Origin of the sequence: Solwaraspora sp. WMMA2101 (assembly GCF_049179175.1) — a bacterium.
Lineage (GTDB): Bacteria > Actinomycetota > Actinomycetes > Mycobacteriales > Micromonosporaceae > Micromonospora_E.
In genome coordinates this window covers 3,695,623-3,718,205 of sequence record NZ_JBMHMA010000006.1, presented here as the reverse complement: position 1 = coordinate 3,718,205, position 22,583 = coordinate 3,695,623, and the positions used below count along the sequence as shown (strand labels likewise).

Annotated in this window: 21 protein-coding genes; 4 read left to right on the top strand and 17 right to left on the bottom strand. The window is 71.2% G+C overall.

Annotated elements, in window-relative coordinates; genetic code table 11:
• From nuoH to mqnC, 12 genes are all read right to left on the bottom strand, one after another.
• The gene (gene nuoH / locus ACN28F_RS17815; RefSeq protein ID WP_289209056.1) at positions 1 to 1,350 is read right to left on the bottom strand and encodes an NADH-quinone oxidoreductase subunit NuoH; all 1,350 of its coding nucleotides are present in this window, start codon (positions 1,348 to 1,350) and stop codon (positions 1 to 3) included.
• Positions 1,347 to 3,887: an NADH-quinone oxidoreductase subunit G gene (locus ACN28F_RS17810; RefSeq protein WP_421358751.1), complete on the bottom strand. Its 2,541-nt coding sequence runs from the start codon at positions 3,885 to 3,887 to the stop codon at positions 1,347 to 1,349. Before ACN28F_RS17810 ends, nuoH begins: the two co-directional genes overlap by 4 nt.
• Positions 3,887 to 5,239: an NADH-quinone oxidoreductase subunit NuoF gene (gene nuoF / locus ACN28F_RS17805; protein WP_289209054.1), complete on the bottom strand. Its 1,353-nt coding sequence runs from the start codon at positions 5,237 to 5,239 to the stop codon at positions 3,887 to 3,889. The genes ACN28F_RS17810 and nuoF overlap by 1 nt, the downstream gene beginning before the upstream one ends.
• A complete protein-coding gene (gene nuoE, locus ACN28F_RS17800; protein WP_289210802.1) occupies positions 5,236 to 6,234 on the bottom strand; it encodes an NADH-quinone oxidoreductase subunit NuoE in 999 nt (332 codons plus the stop codon). The genes nuoF and nuoE overlap by 4 nt, the downstream gene beginning before the upstream one ends.
• The gene (locus ACN28F_RS17795) at positions 6,231 to 7,553 is read right to left on the bottom strand and encodes an NADH-quinone oxidoreductase subunit D (RefSeq protein WP_289209053.1); all 1,323 of its coding nucleotides are present in this window, start codon (positions 7,551 to 7,553) and stop codon (positions 6,231 to 6,233) included. The genes nuoE and ACN28F_RS17795 overlap by 4 nt, the downstream gene beginning before the upstream one ends.
• Positions 7,550 to 8,296 (bottom strand): NADH-quinone oxidoreductase subunit C, encoded by a 747-nt coding sequence (locus ACN28F_RS17790; RefSeq protein ID WP_421358749.1) that lies wholly within the window; start codon positions 8,294 to 8,296, stop codon positions 7,550 to 7,552. The genes ACN28F_RS17795 and ACN28F_RS17790 overlap by 4 nt, the downstream gene beginning before the upstream one ends.
• A 31-nt stretch (positions 8,297 to 8,327) precedes the next feature.
• Positions 8,328 to 9,005 carry a NuoB/complex I 20 kDa subunit family protein gene (locus tag ACN28F_RS17785; protein ID WP_289209051.1) on the bottom strand — a complete coding sequence of 226 codons (678 nt, stop codon included), beginning with the start codon at positions 9,003 to 9,005 and terminating at the stop codon, positions 8,328 to 8,330.
• Between the two features lie 10 nt (positions 9,006 to 9,015).
• Complete coding sequence (locus tag ACN28F_RS17780; RefSeq protein WP_123607118.1) at positions 9,016 to 9,381, bottom strand: NADH-quinone oxidoreductase subunit A; 366 nt, start codon at positions 9,379 to 9,381, stop codon at positions 9,016 to 9,018.
• 140 nt (positions 9,382 to 9,521) lie between these two features.
• Entirely contained in the window at positions 9,522 to 10,790 is a 1,269-nt protein-coding gene (locus ACN28F_RS17775; protein WP_289209050.1) for a geranylgeranyl reductase family protein, read from the bottom strand.
• 273 nt (positions 10,791 to 11,063) lie between these two features.
• Entirely contained in the window at positions 11,064 to 11,774 is a 711-nt protein-coding gene (locus ACN28F_RS17770) for a demethylmenaquinone methyltransferase (protein ID WP_421358746.1), read from the bottom strand.
• 18 nt (positions 11,775 to 11,792) lie between these two features.
• Complete coding sequence (locus ACN28F_RS17765) at positions 11,793 to 13,046, bottom strand: hypothetical protein (RefSeq protein WP_421358744.1); 1,254 nt, start codon at positions 13,044 to 13,046, stop codon at positions 11,793 to 11,795.
• A 452-nt stretch (positions 13,047 to 13,498) separates the two neighbouring features.
• A complete protein-coding gene (gene mqnC / locus ACN28F_RS17760) occupies positions 13,499 to 14,689 on the bottom strand; it encodes a cyclic dehypoxanthinyl futalosine synthase (RefSeq protein ID WP_289209047.1) in 1,191 nt (396 codons plus the stop codon).
• A gap of 2 nt (positions 14,690 to 14,691) precedes the next feature.
• On the opposite strand from mqnC, the gene ACN28F_RS17755 reads away from it, so the two are divergent.
• The 4 genes from ACN28F_RS17755 to ACN28F_RS17740 all read left to right on the top strand — a co-directional run bounded on the left by ACN28F_RS17755 (position 14,692) and on the right by ACN28F_RS17740 (position 18,715).
• Positions 14,692 to 16,185 carry a hypothetical protein gene (locus ACN28F_RS17755; RefSeq protein WP_421358742.1) on the top strand — a complete coding sequence of 498 codons (1,494 nt, stop codon included), beginning with the start codon at positions 14,692 to 14,694 and terminating at the stop codon, positions 16,183 to 16,185.
• 372 nt (positions 16,186 to 16,557) lie between these two features.
• Positions 16,558 to 16,746, top strand: coding sequence for a hypothetical protein (locus tag ACN28F_RS17750; protein WP_282224288.1), 189 nt, complete (start codon positions 16,558 to 16,560; stop codon positions 16,744 to 16,746).
• Positions 16,743 to 18,170, top strand: a complete 1,428-nt coding sequence (locus tag ACN28F_RS17745; protein WP_289209045.1) for a glycosyltransferase — start codon at positions 16,743 to 16,745, stop codon at positions 18,168 to 18,170. The genes ACN28F_RS17750 and ACN28F_RS17745 overlap by 4 nt, the downstream gene beginning before the upstream one ends.
• A gap of 11 nt (positions 18,171 to 18,181) precedes the next feature.
• Positions 18,182 to 18,715, top strand: coding sequence for an AAA family ATPase (locus tag ACN28F_RS17740; RefSeq protein ID WP_289209044.1), 534 nt, complete (start codon positions 18,182 to 18,184; stop codon positions 18,713 to 18,715).
• A 22-nt stretch (positions 18,716 to 18,737) separates the two neighbouring features.
• Here ACN28F_RS17740 and paaE read toward each other — a convergent pair whose 3' ends face one another.
• Genes paaE through paaA form a run of 5 tightly spaced genes read right to left on the bottom strand, consistent with a single transcriptional unit; the run spans position 18,738 to position 22,517 of the window.
• Positions 18,738 to 19,877, bottom strand: a complete 1,140-nt coding sequence (gene paaE / locus ACN28F_RS17735; RefSeq protein ID WP_289209043.1) for a 1,2-phenylacetyl-CoA epoxidase subunit PaaE — start codon at positions 19,875 to 19,877, stop codon at positions 18,738 to 18,740.
• Positions 19,878 to 19,901: 24 nt separating this feature from the next.
• On the bottom strand, positions 19,902 to 20,387 hold the full coding sequence (gene paaD, locus ACN28F_RS17730) for a 1,2-phenylacetyl-CoA epoxidase subunit PaaD (protein WP_421358739.1): 486 nt from the start codon (positions 20,385 to 20,387) through the stop codon (positions 19,902 to 19,904).
• Positions 20,384 to 21,139 carry a 1,2-phenylacetyl-CoA epoxidase subunit PaaC gene (paaC, locus tag ACN28F_RS17725; protein ID WP_421358737.1) on the bottom strand — a complete coding sequence of 252 codons (756 nt, stop codon included), beginning with the start codon at positions 21,137 to 21,139 and terminating at the stop codon, positions 20,384 to 20,386. Before paaC ends, paaD begins: the two co-directional genes overlap by 4 nt.
• Positions 21,136 to 21,438, bottom strand: coding sequence for a 1,2-phenylacetyl-CoA epoxidase subunit PaaB (gene paaB / locus ACN28F_RS17720; protein ID WP_289209040.1), 303 nt, complete (start codon positions 21,436 to 21,438; stop codon positions 21,136 to 21,138). The genes paaC and paaB overlap by 4 nt, the downstream gene beginning before the upstream one ends.
• A complete protein-coding gene (gene paaA / locus ACN28F_RS17715) occupies positions 21,435 to 22,517 on the bottom strand; it encodes a 1,2-phenylacetyl-CoA epoxidase subunit PaaA (RefSeq protein ID WP_289209039.1) in 1,083 nt (360 codons plus the stop codon). The genes paaB and paaA overlap by 4 nt, the downstream gene beginning before the upstream one ends.
• Positions 22,518 to 22,583: the final 66 nt, after the last annotated feature.

The following is a 22,583-nucleotide window of genomic DNA, read 5'->3' as shown; positions in this document are numbered from 1 at the left end:
TCACACCTCCTTGTCGTCGGCGGCGGGACCGACCTGGGCCGGTTCCCGTTCGGCTACCGCCCGCTTGGCCCGGGGGCTGGGCGGGACCTGCAGGTCCATCGGGGGCAGCGGGAAGCTGCCCGGCGGACGGGTGTCGACCTGCTCCTGCAGGGTCGGCGTCGGCTGTTGCCTGCGGCTCGGCCAGAAGATCACCACGGCCAGCAGGATCGCGACCGGGATGCCGATCGCGACCAGCCGGTCGTTGCGCTCCCAGCCGCTGGTCACCCGGATACCGCCGAGCGCCAGGATCCAGAGCAGGTTGATCGGCAGCAGTACCTTCCAGCCGAACCGCATGAACTGGTCGTAGCGCAACCGGGGCAGGGTGCCGCGCAGCCAGACGAAGACGAACACCAGCGCGATGACCTTGCCCATGAACCAGAGCATCGGCCACCAGCCGGAGTTGGCCCCGTCCCAGATGCTGATCGGCCAGGGTGCCCGCCAGCCGCCGAGGAACAGCGTCACCGTCACCGCCGACATGGTCACCATGGCGACGTACTCGGAGAGCATGAACAGCGCGAACTTCAGCGAGCTGTACTCGGTCATGTAGCCGGCGACCAGCTCGGACTCGGCCTCGGGCAGGTCGAACGGTGCCCGGTTGGTCTCGGCGACCGCCGCGATGAAGAAGATGATGAAGCTGGGCAGCAGCAGGATCGCGTACCAGCCCGGCGCGTACAGGTCGAAGCCAGCGATCGAGGTGACCCGGTCACCGCCCGACTGGGCGGCGACGATGCCGCTGGTCGACATCGTGCCGGCGGTCATGAACACGCCGACCACCGACAGCCCGAGTGCGATCTCGTAGGAGATCACCTGCGCCGTCGAGCGCAGGCCGCCGAGCAGCGGGTACGTCGACCCGGACGCCCAGCCGCCGAGCACCAGGCCGTACACGCCCATCGACGAGCAGGCCAGCAGCACCAGCACCGCCACCGGCACGTCGGTTACCTGCAGCGGGGTCCGGGTGCCGAAGATGCTCACCATCGGCCCGAACGGGATCACCGACAGCGCGGTCACCGCGCAGATCACCGAGATCGTCGGGGCGAAGAAGTAGACCACCTTGTCGGAGGCCTTCGGCAGGATGTCCTCCTTGAAGGCCATCTTCAGGCCGTCCGCCAGGGTCTGCAGCAGACCGAACGGACCGGCCTGGTTCGGGCCGGGCCGCACCTGCATCCGGCCGACGACCCGCCGCTCGAACCAGACGCCGAGCAGCGTGCCGACCAGGCCGAACACGAAGGCGAAGACCACCTTGATCAGGATCAGCCACCACGGGTCCAGCCCGAAGTCGGCCAGGGTGGGATCCTGTGCCACTGGGTTCACCGCAGACCCCCTACGTTGAGGTTCGTCGCGCCGTTGCCGCCGACCGCACCACCGGCGGCCGTGCTGTCGCCGGTCGGGCCGGCGGCCGCGCCGACCCGGACCACCGCTCCGCCGGCCACGCCGAGGCTGCGGCGCACGGTGGAGCCGGGCGAGTTCGTCGGCAGCCAGACCACCCCGTCGGGCAGCCCGTCGGTGACCGCCGCCGGCAGGGTGACCGCGCCCCGGTCGGTGCCGACGGTGACCGGGTCGCCGTCGGCGACGTCGAGCGCGCCGGCCAGCGCCTTGCCGAGCCGGACCACCGGCCGCCGCGCCGTGCCACCCAGGTGGGTGTCGCCGTCGGTGAGGGTGCCGAGGTCGATCAGGTGGTGCCAGGTGGCCAGGACCGCTTCGCCGGCTCCCGGTGCCGCCACCGCGACCGGGTCGACCAGCGGCAGACCGGGCCGCTGGGCCTTGGTCGCCGGCAGCGCGCCAAGCTCCCGGCGGATCAGGTTGACCTCGCCGGTGCCGAGGGTGACGCCGAGTTGGGCGGCGAGCGCGTCGAGCACCCGCGCGTCGGGCATCGCGGTCGTCTCCAGCACCACCCCGAAGGTGCGCAGCCGGCCTTCCCAGTCGACGAAGCTGCCGGCCTTCTCCACCACCGGGGCGACCGGGAAGACCACGTCGGCGCGGCGGGTCACCGCGCTGTGCCGGATCTCCAGGCTGACCAGGAACGGCACCTCGTCCAGGGCCTGCTCGGCCAGCCGCGGATCGGTCAGGTCGGCCGGGTCGACGCCGGCGACGACCAGCGCGCCGATCTTGCCGGCGGCGGTCGCCGCGACGATCGCGTCGACGTCGCGGCCCGGCTCGGCCGGGATGATCCCGGCCCCGATGTCCCAGGCTCCAGTGAGCTCGGCGCGGGCCGCCGCGTCGGCGACCGGGCGGCCACCGGGCAGCAGGTTCGGCAGGCAGCCGGCGTCGACCGCGCCCCTGTCACCGGCCCGGCGGGGCACCCAGGCAAGCTTCGCGCCGGCCCGGTCGGCGACCGCGCCGGCGGCCGACAACCCGCCGGGTACGCCGGCCAGCCGCTCGCCGACGATCAGGATCGCGCCGGAGCGGGCGAGTGCCTCGGTGACCGTGGCATCCTCGGTGAGCAGCCGCGCCTCGTCGCCGGGCACGGTCGGCACCAGCGTGGCGCCGAGCTTCTCCAGGCCCCGGCTCAGGTACGGCGCGAGCGCCACCACCCGCAGGCCCTTCTTGGTGTACGCCTTACGCAGCCGCAGGAAGAGGATCGGGCACTCCTCCTCCGGTTCCAGCCCGGCGAGCACCACCACCGGGGCCTGCTCGACGTCGGCGTAGGTCACCTCGGCGCTGCCGGCGACCCGGGCGGCCAGGAACTCGGCCTCCTCGGTGGAGCCGGCGGCACCGGCGATCGGCCGGGCCCGGAAGTCGATGTCGTTGGTACGCAGCGCCACCCGGGCGAACTTCGCGTAGGCGTAGGCGTCCTCGACGGTGAGCCGGCCGCCGGTGAGCACCCCGACGCCGTACGCGCCGTCGCGGGCCTTGCGCAGCCCGTCGGCGGCGACCGCCAGGGCCTCGCTCCAGGACGCTTCGCGCAGCTCACCGCTGTCGGCGTCGCGCACCAGCGGGGTGGTCAGCCGGTCGGTGGCGGTGGCGTAGCGGAAACCCCACCGGCCCTTGTCGCAGTTCCATTCCTCGTTGACGGCCGGGTCGTCGCCGGCCAGCCGGCGCATCACCTTGCCGCGCCGGTGGTCGGTGCGCTGGGCGCAGCCGGCCGAGCAGTGCTCGCAGACGCTCGGCGTGGACACCAGGTCGAACGGGCGGGCCCGGAACCGGTACTGGGCGCCGGTGAGGGCGCCGACCGGGCAGATCTGCACGGTGTTGCCGGAGAAGTAGGAGTTGAACGGCTCGTCGCCGGCACCGGCCTCGCCGTCGACCGCCGGGTCGGCGCCGAACGCCTCGTCGCGGTAGACGTTGATCTGCTCGCCGGAGGAGCGGTCCATCAGGTCGATGAACGTGTCACCGGCGATCTCCTCGGAGAACCGGGTGCAGCGTTGGCACAGTACGCAGCGTTCCCGGTCCAGCAGCACCTGGCTGGAGATCTCGACCGGCTTGGGGTACTCCCGCTTGTGCTCGTGGAAGCGGGAGTCCGGCCGACCGGTGGACATCGCCTGGTTCTGCAGCGGGCACTCACCGCCCTTGTCGCACATCGGGCAGTCCAGCGGGTGGTTGACCAGCAGCAGCTCCATGACCCCCTGCTGGGCCTTCTTGGCCACCTCGGAGGTGAGCTGGGTGCGGACCACCATGCCCTCGGCGACGGTCTGGGTGCACGAGGCGACCGGCTTGCGCTGGCCCTCGACGTCGACCAGACACTGCCGGCAGGCACCGGCCGGGGCGAGCAGCGGGTGGTCACAGAACCGGGGGATCTCGATGCCCAGCTTCTCGGCCACCCGGATCAGCAGCGCCCCCTTGGGCGCGGTGACCTCGACGCCGTCGATGGTCAACGTCACCGTCTCGGTGGTCTTGGCTACGTCGCTCATCAGTGCGCACCTACCAATGCTTTCTCCGACAGCTTCGGCGCCGTGCGGCCCTCGATGTAGTCGAGGTAGTCCTGCTTGAAGTACTTCAGCGAGGAGGTCACCGAGCTGGTCGCACCGTCACCGAGGCCGCAGAACGACCGGCCGAGGATGTTGTCGCAGGTGTCGAGCAGGGTGTCGAGGTCCTCGTGGGTGCCCTGACCGGCCAGGATCCGCCGGTAGACCCGCACCATCCAGTAGTTGCCCTCGCGGCACGGGGTGCACTTGCCGCACGACTCGTGGTGGTAGAACTCCAGCCACCGGTAGGTCGCGTACACCGGGCAGTCCTGGTCGGAGAAGATCTGGGTGGCGGTGGTACCGAGGATCGACCCGGCCGCGGCCACCCCTTCGAAGTCGAGTGGCACGTCCAGGTGCTCGGCGGTCAGCAGCGGGGTGGACGACCCACCGGGGGTCCAGAACCGCAGCTCGTGCCCGGGTTGCATGCCGCCGGCCAGCTCGATCAGCTCGCGCAGGGTGATGCCCATCGAGCACTCGTACTGGCCGGGGTTGGCGATCCGGCCGGAGAGCGAGTAGATCATCGGGCCGGACGACTTCTCCGTACCCATGGACTTCCACCAGTTGGCGCCGCCGAGCACGATGTACGGCACGCTGGCGATGGTGCCGACGTTGTTGACCACGGTCGGGCAGGCGTACAGGCCGTGGGTGGCCGGGAACGGTGGCCGCAACCGGGGCTGGCCCCGGAAACCTTCGAGGGAGTCCAGCAGCGCGGTCTCCTCGCCGCAGATGTACGCGCCGGCACCGCTGTGTACCACCAGGTCCAGGTCGAAGCCGGAGCCGAGGATGTCGGTGCCGAGGTAGCCGGCCCGGTACGCCTCGTCGACGGCGTTACGCAGCCGCCGGGCGGCGTGCACCGCCTCGCCCCGGATGTAGATGAAGGCGCGGCTGGCCCGGATCGCGTACGAGGCGATGATGACGCCTTCGACCAGCGAGTGCGGGTCGTACATCATCAGCGGGAGGTCCTTGCAGGTGCCCGGCTCGCCCTCGTCGGCGTTGACCACCAGGTAGTGCGGCTTGCCGTCGCCCTGCGGGATGAAGCCCCACTTCAGCCCGGTGGGGAACCCGGCCCCGCCGCGACCACGCAGCCCGGAGTCCTTGATCAGTTTGATCAGGTCGTCCGGGTGCACCGGGTCACTGGCGCGGCCCCGGCCGCTCGGCGTACCGGCGAGCACCTTGCGCAGGGCCGCGTAGCCGTCGAGCTGCTCGTAGACGTCGATCTTCCAGGCGTCCGGCGACAGCCAGCGCTTGGTCAGCACCGGCGTCAGCTTCTCCAGGGTCTCCCGTCGCGGCTCGGTCATGCCGTGCCCTCCTCGCTGCGCGCGTCCCGCAGCGCCTCACGCTGCGGCTGCGGGCTGTCACCGGCCGGTTTGGCGTCGCCGGCCGGCGGGTTGGCGGCGGTGCCGGCCGCCTCGGCGGCCTCGGCGTCGCTGTCCGGCTCGGCCCGGTCGGCCGGCACGGTGGTGCCGGGCGCGTCCGGCGCCGGCGTCTTCGCGTCCGGCGCGCGGGTCTCGGCGGCCCGGATCTCCGGCGACTTGGCCTGCGGGGCCTTGACGTCCGGAGCGGTGCTGCCGGTCGCGGCCGGTGCCGGCCGGCTGGCCGCCGGCTCCGGCGCGTCGCCGGTGATCGGGGTGTTCGGGTCGAAGCCGGCGACGGCGATGCCGTGCTGCTGGGCCAGCCGCAGCCCGCGCAGGGTGGCGTCGCCGGCCGGTCCGTCGGCGACCGCACCCTCGCGGGTGTCGGAGAAGCCGGCGAGCTGCAGCGACATCTCCTTCAGGGTGCACAGCCGGGCACCCCGGGTGGGGGTCGGCCGGCCGCCGGCGCGCAACTCCTCGACGACCCCGAGCGCGATGTCCGGGTCGACCTTGTCGAAGAAGTCGTAGTTGACCGTCATCACCGGGCCGTAGTCGCAGGCGGCCAGGCATTCGGCGTGTTCCAGGGTGACCGTGCCGTCGGCGGTGGTCTCCTCGTGCCCGACACCGAGGTGCTCGCTGAGCGCGTCGTAGACCCGCTGCCCGCCGAGCACGTCGCACATGGTGTTGGTGCAGACGCTGACCAGCCAGTCACCGGTGGGCCGGCGCTTGTACATCGTGTAGAAGGTGGCGACCGCGCTGACCTGGGCCTTGTTGATCCCCAGCTGCTCGGCGCAGAACTCGACGCCGGCCGGCGAGACGTAGCCGTCCTCGGACTGCACCAGGTGCAGCAGCGGCAGCAGCGCCGAGCGGGACCGGTCCGCCGGATACCGGGCGATGATCTCCCGGGCCCGGTCGTGCGTTTCCTGACTGAAGCCCATCAGCGGTCACACCCACCCATCACGGGGTCCAACGAGGCGCCCCCGGCGATCACGTCGGCGAGCAGCCCGCCTTCGGCCATGGCCGGGATCGCCTGAAGGTTGACGAAGCTCGGTTCGCGGTAGTGCACCCGGTACGGGCGGGTCCCGCCGTCGGAGACGGCGTGTACGCCCAGCTCGCCCCGGGGTGACTCGATGCCGACGTACACCTGGCCGGGTGGCACCCGGAAGCCCTCGGTCACCAGCTTGAAGTGGTGGATCAGCGACTCCATCGACTGACCCATGATCTTGGCGACGTGCTCCAGCGAGTTGCCCATGCCGTCGACGCCGATGGCCAGCTGCGCCGGCCAGGCGATCTTCTTGTCGGCCACCATGATCGGGCCGGGCTCGAGCCGGTCCAGCGCCTGCTCGACGATCTTCAGCGACTCCCGCATCTCGGCCATCCGGACCAGGTAGCGGCCCCAGACGTCGGCGGTCGGCGTGGTCGGTACGTCGAACTCGTAGTTCTCGTAGCCGCAGTACGGCATGGTCTTGCGCAGGTCCCAGGCGAGCCCGGCCGAGCGCAGCACCGGACCGGTGATGCCCAGCGCCAGGCAGCCGGTGACGTCGAGCACCGCGACGTTCTGCGTCCGCTCCAGCCAGATCGGCTGCCCGGAGAGCAGGTCCTCGTACTCCTTGAGCCGCTTCGGCATCATCTTCAGGAACTCGCGGATCTTGGTGATCGCCTCGTCCGGGATGTCCTGGGCGACCCCGCCGGGACGGACGTAGGCCATGTTCATCCGCAGCCCGGAGACCAGTTCGAAGATCTCCAGGATGTACTCGCGCTCCCGGAAGCAGTACAGCATGATCGAGATCGCGCCGAGCTCCAGACCGGTGGTGCCCAGCCAGATCAGGTGCGAGGAGATCCGGTTGAGCTCCATCATCAGCACCCGGATGGTGTTCGCCCGGTCGGTGATGTCGTCGGTGATCCCCAGCAGCTTCTCGACCGCGAGGCTGTACGCCGTCTCGTTGAAGATCGGCGCCAGGTAGTCCATCCGGGTGACGAAGGTGGTGCCCTGCACCCAGTTGCGGTACTCGAGGTTCTTCTCGATCCCGGTGTGCAGGTAGCCGACGACCGTCCGGGCCTCCCGGACCGTCTCACCCTCCAGCTCCAGCACCAGGCGCAGTACGCCGTGGGTGGACGGGTGCTGCGGACCCATGTTGACGATGATCCGCTCGTCGGTGAGCGGGTCGGTGCCGCCGACCACGGTGTCCCAGTCCCCACCGGTGACGGTGAAGACCTTGCCCTCGTCGGTGTCGCGCTCGGTTGCGTATCCGGCGGTCATTGGTAGCTCCTCCGCTTGTCCGGCGGTGGGATCTCGGCGCCCTTGTACTCCACCGGGACACCGCCCAGCGGGTAGTCCTTGCGCTGCGGGTGGCCCTCCCAGTCGTCCGGCATCAGGATCCGGGTCAGCGCCGGGTGGCCGTCGAAGACCACCCCGAACATGTCGTACGTCTCCCGCTCCTGCCAGTCGGCGGTCGGGTAGACGGCGGTGACGCTGGGCAGGTGCGGGTCCTCGGCGCTGACCGCCGCTTCCAGCCGGACCCGACGGCGGTACGTCATCGAGGTCAGCTGGTAGACGACGTGCAGTCGACGCTCGTCGGCACCGAGGTAGTCCACTCCGGAGACGGAGGAGCAGAGCTCGAAACGCAGCGACTCGTCGTCGCGCATCACCCGGCACACCTCGGCGATGCGCTCCGGCTTGATGTGCAGGGTCAGCTCGCCCCGGTCGACGACGACCTTCTCGATCGCGTCGGCGAACGCCGGGTAGGCCTCCTCCAGCGCGTCGCAGACCTCGTCGAAGTAGCCGCCGTACGGCCGCTCGCTGCCGGCCACGGAGGACCGGCGGCGGACCAGGCCGCCGAAGCCGGAGGTGTCGCCGGAACCCTGGATGCCGAACATGCCACGCCCGGCCGGACTTGCCGGCGGGTACTCGGCCGGCGCGCCGCTGGTCGCCCCGACCGGCGGCGCGGCGGCGGGTACGCCGCCACCGGGCTGCTCGCTCGGCGCGTTGGTCGGCCCCGTCACTGGATCGTCCTTTCGCTGGTCGACGCGGACATCACTTCAGCCGCTCCCGGACGTGCAGGTGGTTCTCGGCTTTCATCCAGTTCTCGATCCGCAGCTGCTCCTCGCGGCCCTCGCGGACGGCCTGCTCCCACTCGGCCCGGCGGGTCTTGTCGGAGCGGTACGACGACGGCATCGACCCGGGGGCGACCACCGGCACGTCACCGCGGGCGCGGCGGGCCTCGAGCATCTTGCGGCCGTTCGGTCCGAGCGGCTCGTGGCCGATCTTCTCGCGCAGTTTCAGGACCGCGTCGATGAGCATCTCCGGACGCGGCGGGCAGCCCGGCAGGTACATGTCGACCGGCACCACGTGGTCGACGCCCTGCACGATCGCGTAGTTGTTGAACATGCCGCCGCTGGAGGCACAGACGCCCATCGACAGCACCCAGCGCGGCTCGGCCATCTGGTCGTAGATCTGCCGCAGCACCGGGGCCATCTTCTGGCTGACCCGGCCGGCGACGATCATCAGGTCGGCCTGCCGGGGCGAGGCCCGGAAGACCTCCATGCCCCAACGCCCCATGTCGTAGTGCGGGGCACCGGCCGCCATCATCTCGATCGCGCAGCAGGCCAGCCCGAAGGTCGCCCCCCAGACCGAGGTCTTACGGGACCAGTTGACCAGCTTCTCCACCGAGGTGAGCAGTACGCCGGCGGGGAGTTTCTCCTCGATTCCCATGGTTCCTCCGTCAGTCCCAGTCGAGCCCGCCGCGCCGCCACTCGTACACGTAGGCGACCGAGACGGCGACGATGAACAGCGAGACCGCGACGTACCCGAACGCGCCGAGCGGGTCGAGCGAGACCGCCCACGGGATCAAGAAGATGATCTCGATGTCGAAGATGATGAACATCATCGCGGTCAGATAGAACTTGATCGGGATCCGACCGCCGCCGACCGGCTCCGGGCTCGGCTCGATGCCGCACTCGTACGCTTCGAGCTTCGCCCGGTTGTAGCGCAGCGGTCCGGCCAGCCGGGCGGCGGCCACCGAGAACAGCGCGAAGGCCGAGGCGAGGGCGAACACCCCGACGATGGGTATGTAAGGCGAGAGCGACATGGTCTTCTCCTGCTCGTCCTTCCCTGCCCGCGGTCAGTTTCCAGCGATCCAGCGTGTTGACTGCCCGGGTCGGGCACCCTTGCCCGCCCCGGTGGTTGCTGCGGTGGGCCGGTGCCGGCCCGGTCGTGCTCGTGGTGGCGTCACACGGCGGGAGCCACCTTGGTCATCGCGTTGATCATCCGGTCCATGGCGTCCCCACCCCGTGGATCGGTGAGGTTCGCCAGCAGTTTCAGGACGAACCGCATCAGTGTCGGATGCGGCATGCCGTGTTTGGTGGCGATCCGCATGATCTGTGGATTGCCGATCAGCTTCACGAAGATGTTGCCGAGCCGGTAGTAGCCGCCGTACCGGATCTTCAACTCGGCCGGGTACTGCGCCAGCGCCCGCTCCCGGTCGGCCCCGGCGGACCGGGCCAGTGCCTGCACCGCGACCTCGGCGGCCAGCTCACCGGACTCCATCGCGTACGCGATGCCCTCGCCGTTGAACGGGTTGACCATACCGCCGGAGTCGCCGACCAGCAGGACTCCCCGGGTGTAGTGCGGCACCCGGTTGAAGCCCATCGGCAGCGCCGCGCCGAGAATCGGACCGTCGGCGTTGGCCTCGTCGGCCAGGCCCCAGTCCGCCGGGGTGCTGCCCAGCCAGTCGGTCAGCATCCGCCGGTAGTTGGTCTTACCGAAGGCCGACGACGAGTTGAGCACACCGAGACCGACGTTGACCCGGCCGTCGCCCATGCCGAAGATCCAGCCGTAGCCGGGCAGCAGTGTGTCGCCGCCCTCACGGCTGCGCAGCTCCAGCCAGGACTCCAGGTAGTCGTCGGAGTGGCGGGGGGAGCGGTAGTAGCGGCGGACCGCGACGCCCAGCGGCCGGTCCTCCCGCTTGGCGAGCCCCATGGCCAGCGGGAACCGGCCGGAGACGCCGTCGGCGGCGACGATCAGCGGGGCCCGGAAGGTCGTCGGCTGCTTGTCCGGGCCGACCTCGGCGGTGACCCCGACCGCCCGGCCGGTGTCGTCGAGCACCGGGGCGACCACGTTGGTGCCGGTGTGCAGCAGCGCGCCGGCCTCGACCGCCCGTTTGGCCAACAGGTCGTCGAAGTCGAGCCGGGTGCGCACCAGGCCGTAGTTGGGGAAGCTGGCCAGGTCGGGCCAGTCCAGCTCGAGCCGGATACCGCCGCCGATCACCCGTAGGCCGCGGTTGTGCAGCCAGCCGGCCTCCGGCGAGGTGTCCACCCCGAGCTTGATCAACTGCTTGACGGCACGCGGGGTGAGCCCGTCACCGCAGACCTTCTCCCGGGGGAAGCTGGTCTTCTCCAGCAGCAGCACCCGTACGCCGTGCCGGGCGAGGTGGTAGGCGGTCGCAGACCCTCCTGGACCCGCGCCGACGACGATGACGTCGGCTTCGGTGTCGCTCACAGCCACCTCCCATTCACCTCCGGGCCGCTCGTGAAATGCTTCACAAGCCGTCTCGGGGTGAGTCTAGAACCGTTAACAGGGCGGCGATCGGTTAGGCGACCCTAACCCTGCGAGGTAGCGACCCCGTCAGGTGACCGACGACACGGAACCTCCCATCGACGGACACCGAGGAGTAACCGGACCGCGACACCACCGCCGGAAACGGGTCGGACCGGCTACGCCCGCAGCGCCCGGACCGGACCGGCTACGCCCGCGCGAGCGGGTCCGGACCGGCTACGCCCGGGTAGCCCGGTGCAGCGCCACGATGCCGCCGGTCAGGTTGCGCCACTGCACCGTCCGCCAACCCGCCCCGCCGATCCGCCCGGCCAGCGCCGCCTGGTCCGGCCACTGCCGGATGGACTCGGCCAGATAGACGTACGCCTGCGGGTTGCTCGCCACCGCGCGTGCCACGGTCGGCAACGACCGCATCAGGTAGGAAAGGTAGACGGTCCGGAAGGCCGGGTTGGTCGGCTGGGAGAACTCGCAGACCACCAGCCGCCCACCGGGTCGGGTCACCCGGGCGAACTCGGCCAACGCGGCATCGGTGTCGACCACGTTGCGCAACGCGAAGGAGATCGTCACCGCGTCGAAGGTCGCGTCCGGGAACGGCAGGGCGAGGGCGTCACCGGCGAGCAGCGGCACCTGCGGACGGGCCCGGCGACCGGCCCGCAGCATCCCCAGCGAGATGTCCGAGCCGACCGCCCACACTCCGTCGCGGCCCAGCTCGGCGGTCGACACCCCGGTCCCCGCCCCGACGTCGAGGACCTTGTCCCCGGGGCGCAGTTCTGCCGCCGCCCGGGTGGCCCGACGCCACCGGCGGTCCTGGCCGAACGAGATCACCGTGTTGGTCAGGTCGTAACGGCCGGCCACGCCGTCGAACATCGCGGCGACCTCGGCCGGTTGTTTGTCCAGGCTGGCGCGGACGGCAGGCGGATTCTGGTTCACACCTTCGCACTCTGCCAGCTACCGGCGGCGACCGGCGGAGCGGGTCCCGACCACTCTCACCAGCATCCCCAGCAGCACCGCGACCAGGCCGAGCCCGACCAGGGTGGCGACCGACGGTCCGGTGACCGGCAGACCGTCGCCGCCGGGCGGCGCGGTCAGCACCGTGAACGTGTCCTGGTTGTCGCTGGGATCGACGTCCACGGCGGTCGCGGCCACCGCGCCGGCCGGCAGGGTCGCCAGCGTGGCGACCGGGTCGGCCGCCGCCAGCGCCACCGGGTCGGCCACCTCGTCGATCGCCGCCGTGACGACGCCGCCGGCAAGCACCGCCGGGGCCGGGGCACCCGCCCCGACCTGGACCGGGTGGGTGAAGACCACCGCCGAACCGGTCTGCGCCGACCTCGTGGCCAGGACGAGCTCGGGGTACGCGCAGGTGGCCTCGGCCCGGTCGGCCGCATACCGGCAGCCCGGCAGGGTCTCGGCGAAGGTCACGTGCTCGGGCAGGCGCACAGTGAGCGTGATTCCGGTCACCGGCACCGTGCCGACGTTGCCCACCTCGTACCGCAGCGCGGTGGTGTCGCCCGGCGCCACCGTCGCCGCCGGGTCGTCGGGCAGGTACGGCACGTCCCACGCCCGCACGTAGACGTCGGTGACCGGTGAACCGGCGATGCTCACCGGCGCCTGCGTGCTGTCGTTGGCCGGGTCGGGGTCGCGACCGTCGTGGCGCACCGTCGCCCGGAGCACACCGATCCGCATGCCGGCACCGATCCACGGCCGGATCCGGGTCTCGAGCCGGATCGAGCGCCCGGCCGGCAGGTCGTCCAACGCGCACTCGCCGGCCACCGGGATGTCGTAGCCCCGGTTGGGGAAGTCCGGGTCCGGCGACGGCGGATCGTAGGGCGGCATCGTCCCGGGCAGGGTGTCACAGAAGTAGATGGTGCCGGCGTCGACCGCTTCGCTGTCCACCCTCGACTCGCTCAGATCCAGGATGATTCCGCTGGCCGTACCGGGCCCGTGGTTGGTCACCGTGATCACCGTCGACTTGTAGCCGGGCGCGTTGATCGTGGCACCGGTGATCCGTACCGCCAGGTCAGCGTCCGGGGAGGCCGGCGCGGCGACCGGCGTGGCGACGGTTGCCGAGGGAGTCGGGTCGGCCGGGGCAGGGGCGGCAGCGGCCGGGCCGGCGACCGGACCGACGGCGACGCACATCCAGGCGGCCACGAACGCGACGGTTGCCGTACGCCGGACCGCTGGCAGTTTCCACTTCCAGCCCATGGCGACGTAGCGTAGCCATCGAATGCACTGAATGCACGCCCGACACCCGGACACACGTCGGGCGGGATGGTTGAACCATCCCGCCCGACGCGCCGTGCGTTATGTAGACGGCCCCCGCGGGCCGCTGGAGTACCCTTCCGGCAACCCGCCCTGGGGGACGTGACCAGCACCGACAGGGGGCGTCGGCGCGGCGTGGGTGGCTGCCGGAACGTTGTTGACGGCGACGTTAGCGGCCGGCCCGCAGCTTCGCGCGCCTCGTGATCAACACGTTATGGCCCTCTGACCTAAGGTGCGCGCACCCTCCGCCGCATCGACAGCGGTACGCACCACAACCGGCCGAGCGTGATCGCCGTACCGATGAAGTCGACTCGTCCGGTCGGTCACCAGGCTCCCCCGATCAGGGGAGAGCGGGCCGCTCAGCGGGCCGATGCCCCGGCGGTGGGCGGTGCCCGTCAGTGGGCGTCGACCAGCGGAAGATCCCGGCGGGCGCCACCACCGGGCAGAGCGATCGACGAGAAGTGCGACACCACCCGGTCGTCGGTCGGGTCGTCCGCCGGGGTGTGGTGCACGGCGAGGTGGCGGTACTCGGTGTCGCGCTGCGCCGGGATCCGGCCGGCCGACCGGATCATCCAGATCAGCTCGTGCAGGTTCGACCGGTGCCGGGCACCGGCGGAGGAGATCACGTTCTCCTCCAGCATGATCGAACCCAGGTCGTCGACGCCCATGTGCAGGGCCAGCTGCCCGACGTCCTTGCCGGTGGTCAACCAGGAAGCCTGCAGGTGCGCGACCTGGTCGAAGAAGAGCCGCGACACCGCGATCATGCGCAGGTATTCCAGGGTCGTCGCCTGGGTACGGCCCTTCAGGTGGTTGTTCTCCGGCTGGTACGTCCACGGGATGAACGCCCGGAAGCCACCGGTGGAGTCCTGCACGTCCCGGATCATCCGCAGGTGCTCGATCCGCTCGGCGTTGGTCTCCCCGGTGCCCATCATCATCGTCGCGGTCGACTCGATGCCGTGCCGGTGCGCCAACTCCATCACCTCGAGCCAGCGCGCACCGGACTCCTTGAGCGGCGCGATAGCCCGACGCGGCCGGTCCGGCAGCATTTCGGCGCCGGCCCCGGCGATCGAATCCAGACCCGCCGCCTTGATCCGGGCAATCGCCTCGTCCAGGGTGACACCGGATACTCTGGCCATGTGCAGAATCTCGCTCGGGCCGATCGAGTGGATCACCAACTGGGGGAACGCGGACTTCACCGCGCCGAACAGTTCCTCGTAGTACTCGACACCGAAGTCAGGGTGATGCCCGCCCTGCAGCATCACCTGGGTCGCGCCGAGCTCGACCGCTTCACCACAGCGACGCAGGATCTCCTCGGTCGGGTGGGCCCAACCTTCGGCATGCTTGGGAGCGCGGAAGAATGCGCAGAACCGGCACGCCGTGACGCAGACGTTGGTGTAATTGATGTTGCGATCGATCAGATAGGTCACGACGTTGTCCGGGTACCGGCGGCGGCGTACCGCGTCGGCGGCCTCACCGAGGGCGTGGAAGGGCGCGTCGGTGTAGATCAGCAGCGCCTCCTCCGGAGTGATCCGGCCACCGTCGGCGCCACGCTGCAGGATGCTGTCGATCTCCCGGCTGGTAGTCACGCATGAAGCGTACTGCCCGGGTGCAGGAGAGGCAGAGCCACCGGATGACCCTGCTCCGTCGGCACCTGCCCATCGTGATCCTGCTCGCCGCCGGCGTCGCGCTGCGGGTCGCCTACCTGATGGCGTACCAGCCGGCCTTCTGGTTCCATGGCGACAGCGGTGCCTACCTGTTGATGCTCGACCAGCCGCTGGAGCCGCACCCGAACCGGCCGCTCGGCTACGTCCTGCTGCTGGCCGCGTTGGAGCCGACCCGCACCCTGGCCGCCGTCGCCGGTGTCCAGCACCTGCTCAGCCTGCTGCTCGCGGTCGGCCTGTACGCCCTGCTGCTGCACCGGGGAGTCGCCCAGTGGCTGGCCACGCTGGCCGCCGTACCGGTGATCTTCGACTCCCTTGTCCTCACCATGGGCCACTACCTGCTGCCCGACCTGCTCTTCATGGTGTTGTTCGCCACTGCCGTCGGCGCGCTGCTCTGGTCGCCCCGGCCGGGCCTGGTCGCCGCGATCGTCTCCGGCGGCCTGATCGCCCTCGCCTGGGTGACCAAACCCACCGCCCTGCCGGTCGCCCTGCTACTGGCGATCTATCTGGTCGTCCGGCGGGTCGGCTGGCGTCCGGTGGTCGGCTACCTGGTCGCCTTCGCCGTGCCGTACGTCCTGGTCATGGTCTGGGTTGGTGACCGGCAGAGCGTGTACGGCGCGCAGAGCGGCACCGCCCTGTACGGCCGCGCCGCGATGATCGCCGACTGCGACCGGATCGAGCTGACCGACGAGGAACGCATCGCCTGCCCCGACCAGCAGCTCGGGCAGCGGTGGGACCGCGCCGACGCGTTCTTCTGGCGGCGGCCCGACCGGCTCGGCAACTGGGTCTACACCGACGAGGGCACCCGGGTGCTGACCAGCTTCTCCCGGTCGGTGATCCGTCAGCAGCCCGGTGACTACCTGGCGACCGTCGGCAAGGAGAGCGCCGCGCACTTCGTGCCGGGCCTGTACCTCGGACCGATGAACGACTGCCTGCGGCAGCGCCTGGTGCCGCCGGCGCGGTTCCGCTCCGCCGAGGTCCGCGTCGAGGACCACTGCCCGCCCGCCCAGGCCTCCGCCGCCTACCATCCCCAGGTCGCCGAGCCGGCGGTGGCACCCCCGGCCACCACGCTCAGCCGCGCCCTGCACTGGTACGGCACCTGGACCCGGGGCATCCCGGTGGTGCTGTCGCTGGCGGTGCTGTTGACCATCGCCGCGCTGGTCGCCGGCCGCCGGGTAGCCGGCTGGATCCGGCTCGACACGGTCCTGCTGGTGCTCGCCGGGCCGGGTCTGGCCGTGTTCACCGTGGCGATCGGCATGTACGAGCCGCGCTACGCGCTTCCGGCCCTGCCGCTGGCGGCGGCGACGGTCGCGTTGGCCGCACAGGGTCTGATCCATCGGGACGTGCAGGGTGCCACGGCGACTGCCGACCAGACCGACCACGCCGACCACGCCGACCACGCCGACCGGGAAACACGGTAAGGCGGCACGACAAGGCAGTCGGACTCCGAAAGGCAAGCGCAGTAAATCGTAGAGGAATTCACGTCCACCATATTTTGCAAATGAGCGTGACCAACTCTGGCGCGACCGGGACACCGCAACTACGCTGGGCCGCGACTCCGGGACCGGCTCGCCCGCCGGTGCCCGGTCGTCCGGCAGCGCCCCCGATGTCGATGGAGCTGATACAGATCCGCCTATCTCGATTCAGCCGACACCGCGACAGTTAGAAACTGTCGCGGGTTCCACGATCCGCGTGAAATTGTTTCGCACCACGACGTCGAATGCCGCCGGGTGCGACGGATCATGCTGCCCGGATTCCCCCATCTCACCCGCTCATCTCCAAGGAGACAATCGATGTCTGCTGCTTCCCTGCCGCGCACCGGCACCAGCGCCGCGGTCACCATCGGCGGAATTGGCGGTATCGGCCAGTTGAGCCTTCCGCTGCCGGCGGCCCTGGTCACCGCCGCAGTCACCATGATCGTCATTGGTGCGTTGCTCGTCCGGCTGTCCTTCCGTCCGGGTCGCCCCGCGTCGAACCGGTGACCGCGACCCTCGTACCGGGGCGCACCTACGCCGCCGCCGCTGCCCTGCTGGCAGCGGTGGCGGTGTGGGCCGCCCATCACGCGCTCGCCGCGTTCGGCCTGCTCACCCACGGTTCCGGGCACCGTTTCACCGCGATCTACGTGCTCATGTACGGCCTGCTGGTGTGGCAGTTGGGGTTCGCCTACCTCAATCAGCCGTACCGGGTCGGCCGCGCCGGGCGGCGGGCCCTCGACGCGCTCGACGTGGCGGCCCTCGTCCCGGTGTACAACGAGGACCCGACGGCGCTGCGCGCCTGCCTGGAATCGATGATCGGGCAACGCCGACGGCCCCGGACGATCGTCGTCGTCGACGACGGCTCCACCACCGGTGCGGACGCCTACGCCGAGATCCGGGACTGGTTCGGGCCGGCCGCCACCCAGGCCGGGATCCGGCCGGTGTGGCGACGCCAGGACAACGCGGGCAAACGCCACGCCCAGGCCGCCGCCGTCGTCTCCGCACCCGACGCCGACGTCTACTGGACCGTCGACTCGGACACGATCAGCGATCCGCACGCCCTCGGCGAGCTGCTCGCGCCACTGGCCGACCCGGCGGTGCAGTCGGTCGCGGGGATCGTGATGGCCGCCAACGTCCGGTCGTCGTTGCTGACCCGCTTCACCGACCTGTGGTTCGTCACCGGGCAGCTGACCGACCGGTCCAGCCTCTCCGTCCTCAACGCCGTCTGGGTCAACTCCGGACCGATCGCGGTCTACCGCGGCCGGGTGATCCGCGACAACCTGGACAGCTACCTCAACGAGACCTTCGCCGGGCGGCGGGTGCCGTTCAGTGACGACTCGATGCTGACCCTGTTCGCCATGTTGGCGGGTCGGACCGTCCAGCAGCCCTCGGCGTTCGCCTTCGCGCTGATGCCCGAGAAGGCCGGCCATTTCCTGCGAATGTTCGTCCGCTGGATGCGGGGCTCGTTCATCCGGTCGCTGTGGCGGATGCGGTACCTGCCGCTGCGTTCGTGGGCCTACTGGCTGCACCTGATCCGGTGGGCGACGACGCTGCTGTCCACCACGCTGTTCGTGACCGTTGCGGTGGTGATCCCGATCCGGGAGCCGTCGCTGGCCGCCCTGCCCTGGCTGGTCAGCGTCCCGATCGTCATCGGGTACGCGCAGTGCCTGCGGTACCTGACGATCCGCCGGTCCGACCAGTCGACGGCGTACCAGTGGGGCACCTGGGCGCTCGCGCCGATCGCGGTGGCCTGGGCGATGCTGGTGCTGCGCGCCACCCGCTGGTACGGCGTGGCCACCTGTTGGAAGACCGGCTGGGGCACCCGTGGCACCGTCGAGGTCGCCCTGTCGGCAGCCCCGGTCCCCGGCCAGCGGGCCGGCGACGTCGAACAGGTGCCGAATCCGGATGCCGAGTTGGCGGCCCGCCGCTAGCCTGATCGGTCGTGCGGCGGGTGTCGGTGGTCGGGGTGCCAGGGTCGGGGAAGTCCACCCTGGCCACAGCGTTGGCGGCCCGGCTCGGCGTACCGCACGTCGAGCTGGACGCGCTGTTCCATCAGCCGGACTGGCAGCCGACGCCGCCCGAGGAGTTCCGGGCCGCGGTGGCCGACGCGACCGCCGGCGACGGCTGGGTCGCCGACGGCAACTACTCGTCGGTGCAGGAGACGATCTGGCAGCGCGCAGACACGGTGATCTGGTACGACCTGCCCCGCTGGCAGGTGATGCGCCAGATCGTGTGGCGCACCGTGCACCGGGCGTGGAGTCGGGTCGAGCTGTGGAACGGCAACCGGGAACGCTGGACCAACCTGCTCAGCCGCGACCCGGAACACTCGATCGTCGTCTGGGCGTGGCAGCAGTACCCGCACTACCGCAGCCGCTACCAGGCCGCGCTGACCGACCCGCGCTGGAGTCACCTGCGGATCGTCCGGATCACCGCACACGCCCAGGCCCGACGACTGCTGCACGACCTGGACCGGTGAACTCCCGCGTCGAGCTGCGCCGTCAGGCGTCGTAGTCGACGGTGAGCCGGTCGGTGGTCGGGCTGGACTGACAGGTCAGCACGTAGCCGGCGGCCAGCTCGTCGGGCTCCAGGGCGTAGTTGCGGACCATCGTGACCGCGCCGTCGACCACCTTCGCGCGACAGGTGGAGCAGACCCCGCCCCGGCAGGCGTACGGCAGCTCGGAGCGGACCCGCAGCGCCGCGTCGAGCACCCGCTCCCCCGGCTGCATCCGCACCGTCGAGGCCCGTCCGTCGAGCAGCACGGTCACCTCCGCGCCGGTCGCCTCCGCGCCGGTCGCCTCGGCAGCGGCCGGTACCGGCTCGGCCGGCGTGGCGACGGTCGGCGCGTCGCCGGCGTGGAACAGCTCGCTGTGCACCGCCCCGGCCGGCACACCCCGGTCGCCGAGCACCTGCTGGGCCGCAGTCACCAGACCGTACGGTCCGCAGAGGAACCATTCGTCGATCCGGTCACCCGGCACCAGGGTGTCCAACAGCTGGCCGAAGCGGGCGGCGTCGATCCGCCCGGACAACAGCTGCGCGCCGGTGACCTCCCGGGAGAGCACGTGCACCACCTGCAGCCGCGTCGGGTACCGGTCCTTCAGGTCGGCGATCTCGTCGGCGAACATGACGGTGTGCGCCGACCGGTTGCCGAAGATCAGGGTGAACCGGCTGGCCGGCTCGGTGGCCAGTCCGGTGGCGAGCAGCGACAGCACCGGGGTGATGCCGGAGCCGCCGGCCAGCATGCCGTAGTGCCGGCTGCGCTGCGGGGCGAACCCGGTGGTGAAGTTCCCGAGCGGCGGCAGCACGTCCACGGTCGCCCCGACGGTGAGCTGACGCACCGCGTACCCGGAAAATGCGCCGCCGGGCACCTGCCGCACGCCGATCCGCAGCCGGCCGTGGTCGTCGAGCTCCGCCGGGGTGGAGCAGATCGAGTACGAGCGGCGCACGTCGGGGCCGCCGGCCGGGTCGACCAGCCGTACGGTCAGATGCTGCCCGGCGGCGAACCGGAACGTCTCGCGGACCGCCGACGGTACGGCGAAGGTGACCGCGACCGCGTCGTCGGTGAGCCGGTCGACGGCGAAGACCGGCAGCGGGTGGAACACCGGCCGCCGCCGCACCGGCCGGCTGATCGTCACCGCCATCGCGGCACCCCCCCTCGCCCGCCATCACAGGGCCTTGATCTGCTCGAACGGTTCGGCGCAGGCCTGGCACCGCCACAGCGACTTGCAGGCGGTCGCGCCGAACCGGCTGAGTTGCTCGGTCCGTGGCGACCCGCAGGCGGGGCAGCGCACGGTCAACGGCACGGGCACCGGCCCGGTGGTCACCGGATGCGGTGGGGCGATCCCGGCGGCGGCGAGTTTCTCCCGGCCGGCGGCGGAGATCCAGTCGGTACTCCAGGCCGGGGCCAGCACGGTGACGACCGTCGCCTCGGCGAAGCCGGCGCGGGCCAGTGCCGCCCGGATCTCACTGCGGATCAGCTCCATCGCCGGGCATCCGGTGTAGGTCGGGGTGATGGTCACCCGGACCGCACCGGTGGCGGCGTCGAGCTCGACGCCGCGCAGGATGCCGAGGTCGTCGATGGTGAGGACGCGGATCTCCGGGTCGACCACCGCGGCGGCCGCCGCCCGGGCAGCGCTCTCGGTGGCGCTCACCACCGCGCTCCCGGATGTGCCCGGTGCACCACCTGCATCTCGGCCAGCAGGTAGGACAGGTGCTCGGTGTGCCGGCCGTGCCGGCCACCGTCGGGCCGCCAGCCGTCGTCGGGCCGGCGCAGTGTCGCCTCGTCGAGGACCGGTCCGACCATGCCGAGCCAGCTCTCGCGCAGGTCGGCGACCCCGCCGCCGGGCGGCGGGGCGACCAGCTCGTGCGTGTACGGCCACAGCTGGTCGACCGCACGCTGCATCCGCCGGTGCGACTCCTCGGTGCCGTCGCCGAGTCGCAGCGTCCAGATCCGGGCGTGGTCGAAGTGGTACGCCGATTCCTTCGCCGCCTTGCCGGCGATCGCCGCGAGCCGGGAGTCGGGGCCGGACCGCAGCACGGCGTGGAGCTGGCTCTGGTAGGCGGCGACGAACAGCAGCTTGCCGATGGCGACCGCGAAGTCGTCGTCGGGCAGTTCGACCAGCAGGCAGTTGTGGAACTCCTGGTCGGTACGCAGATACGCCAGGGTGTCCTCGGTGATCGGGGCGTCCGCCGGGGCGGCCGGCACGGCACCGGGTGGCAGCTGCTCGGCGGCGTACGTCAGCAGCAGCCGGGCCACACCGAGCTGGTCGAGCGCGACGTTGGCGAGCGCGACGTCCTCTTCGAGCTCGGGAGCCCGGGTGCACCACCAGGTCAACCGCTGGGCGGTGATCAACGCGTCGTCGGCCCAGCAGAGCAGCTGGTCGACCGGGGTGCTGCCGCTCACAGGTGACGCACCCCGTCCGGCACCTCGTAGAAGGTCGGATGCCGGTAGACCTTGTCGGCCGCCGGGTCGAAGAAGGCGTCCTTTTCGTCCGGGCTGGAGGCGGTGATCGCCTCGGCCGGCACCACCCAGATCGAGACGCCTTCCTGGCGGCGGGTGTAGAGGTCGCGGGCGTGCCGTAGGGCCAGCACCGCGTCGGGCGCGTGCAGGCTGCCGACGTGGGTGTGGGCCAGACCGCGCCGGGGGCGGACGAAGACCTCCCACAGCGGGGTGGGGGTGGTGGCGTTGGCCTGCTCGCTCATCGGGCGCCCGCCCCGGCCGTCGCGGCGGCGGACCGGGTCGCGGTCGCGGACCGGGCGGCCTGCTTGTCGGCGTACGCCCGGGCGGCGGCGCGCACCCACCCGCCGTCGTCGTGTGCCGCCCGACGGTGGGCGAGCCGCTGCCGGTTGCAGGGGCCGTCGCCGCTGATCACCCGGTGCAGTTCGGCGTAGTCGGGAGCGGTGAAGTCGTACGCCTGACGCTGCTCGTTCCAGCGCAGGTGCGGATCCGGCAGAGTCAGGCCGAGGGACCCGATCTGCTGGACGCACATGTCGACGAAGCGTTGCCGCAGCTCGTCGTTGGAGAAACGCTTGATCTTCCAGCTCATCGACTGGGCCGAGTGGGTGGAGTCGGCGTCGGGTGGGCCGAACATCGCCAGGGACGGGTACCACCAGCGGTCGATGGCGTCCTGGGCCATCTGTCGCTGGCCAGGGGTGCCGTGGGCGAGGGTGTGCAGGATCTCGTACCCCTGACGCTGGTGGAACGACTCCTCCTTGCAGATGCGGATCATGGCGCGGGCGTACGGGCCGTACGAGCAGCGGCACAGCGGCACCTGGTTGATGATCGCGGCGCCGTCCACCAGCCAGCCGATGGCACCGACGTCGGCCCAGGTCAGCGTGGGGTAGTTGAAGATGGAGCTGTATTTCTGGCGGCCGGACAGCAGTAGGTCGACAAGTTCCTCGCGGGTCACCCCGAGGGTTTCGGCGGCGGCGTAGAGGTAGAGGCCGTGGCCCGCCTCGTCCTGGACCTTGGCCAGCAGGATCGCCTTGCGGTGCAGGCTGGGGGCCCGGCTGAGCCAGTTCCCTTCGGGCTGCATACCGATGATCTCCGAGTGCGCGTGCTGGGCGATCTGCCGGATCAGGGTGCGCCGGTAGCCGTCCGGCATCCAGTCGCGCGGCTCGATCTTCTGGTCCGCCTCGATGGTCCCGGTGAAGTACGTGGCGGGGTCGTCATGCCGCCCCGGGTCGGCAGTCGGCCCGGCCCGGTGCCGGGCTGCGGCCGCTCGCAGCTCCGCCTCGGCGGCCTCGACTTCGCCGAGGATGCCGCCCGGTGTCTCACGCATCGACTGGGGGTGATCGCCGTCCACCCGTCCAGTGTTACAACTGACCCACCCGTACGCCAAGGCCTG

Excerpts from the sequence above, each read along its gene's own strand:
- ACN28F_RS17810 (WP_421358751.1), bottom strand. The coding sequence starts at position 3,887 with ATGAGCGACGTAGCCAAGACCACCGAGACGGTGACGTTGACCATCGAC.
- nuoF (WP_289209054.1), bottom strand. The coding sequence starts at position 5,239 with ATGACCGAGCCGCGACGGGAGACCCTGGAGAAGCTGACGCCGGTGCTG.
- ACN28F_RS17795 (WP_289209053.1), bottom strand. The coding sequence starts at position 7,553 with ATGACCGCCGGATACGCAACCGAGCGCGACACCGACGAGGGCAAGGTC.
- ACN28F_RS17785 (WP_289209051.1), bottom strand. The coding sequence starts at position 9,005 with ATGGGAATCGAGGAGAAACTCCCCGCCGGCGTACTGCTCACCTCGGTG.
- ACN28F_RS17780 (WP_123607118.1), bottom strand. The coding sequence starts at position 9,381 with ATGTCGCTCTCGCCTTACATACCCATCGTCGGGGTGTTCGCCCTCGCC.
- ACN28F_RS17765 (WP_421358744.1), bottom strand. The coding sequence starts at position 13,046 with ATGGGCTGGAAGTGGAAACTGCCAGCGGTCCGGCGTACGGCAACCGTC.
- ACN28F_RS17755 (WP_421358742.1), top strand. The coding sequence starts at position 14,692 with ATGAAGCGTACTGCCCGGGTGCAGGAGAGGCAGAGCCACCGGATGACC.
- ACN28F_RS17750 (WP_282224288.1), top strand. The coding sequence starts at position 16,558 with ATGTCTGCTGCTTCCCTGCCGCGCACCGGCACCAGCGCCGCGGTCACC.
- paaE (WP_289209043.1), bottom strand. The coding sequence starts at position 19,877 with ATGGCGGTGACGATCAGCCGGCCGGTGCGGCGGCGGCCGGTGTTCCAC.
- paaB (WP_289209040.1), bottom strand. The coding sequence starts at position 21,438 with ATGAGCGAGCAGGCCAACGCCACCACCCCCACCCCGCTGTGGGAGGTC.
- paaA (WP_289209039.1), bottom strand. The coding sequence starts at position 22,517 with ATGCGTGAGACACCGGGCGGCATCCTCGGCGAAGTCGAGGCCGCCGAG.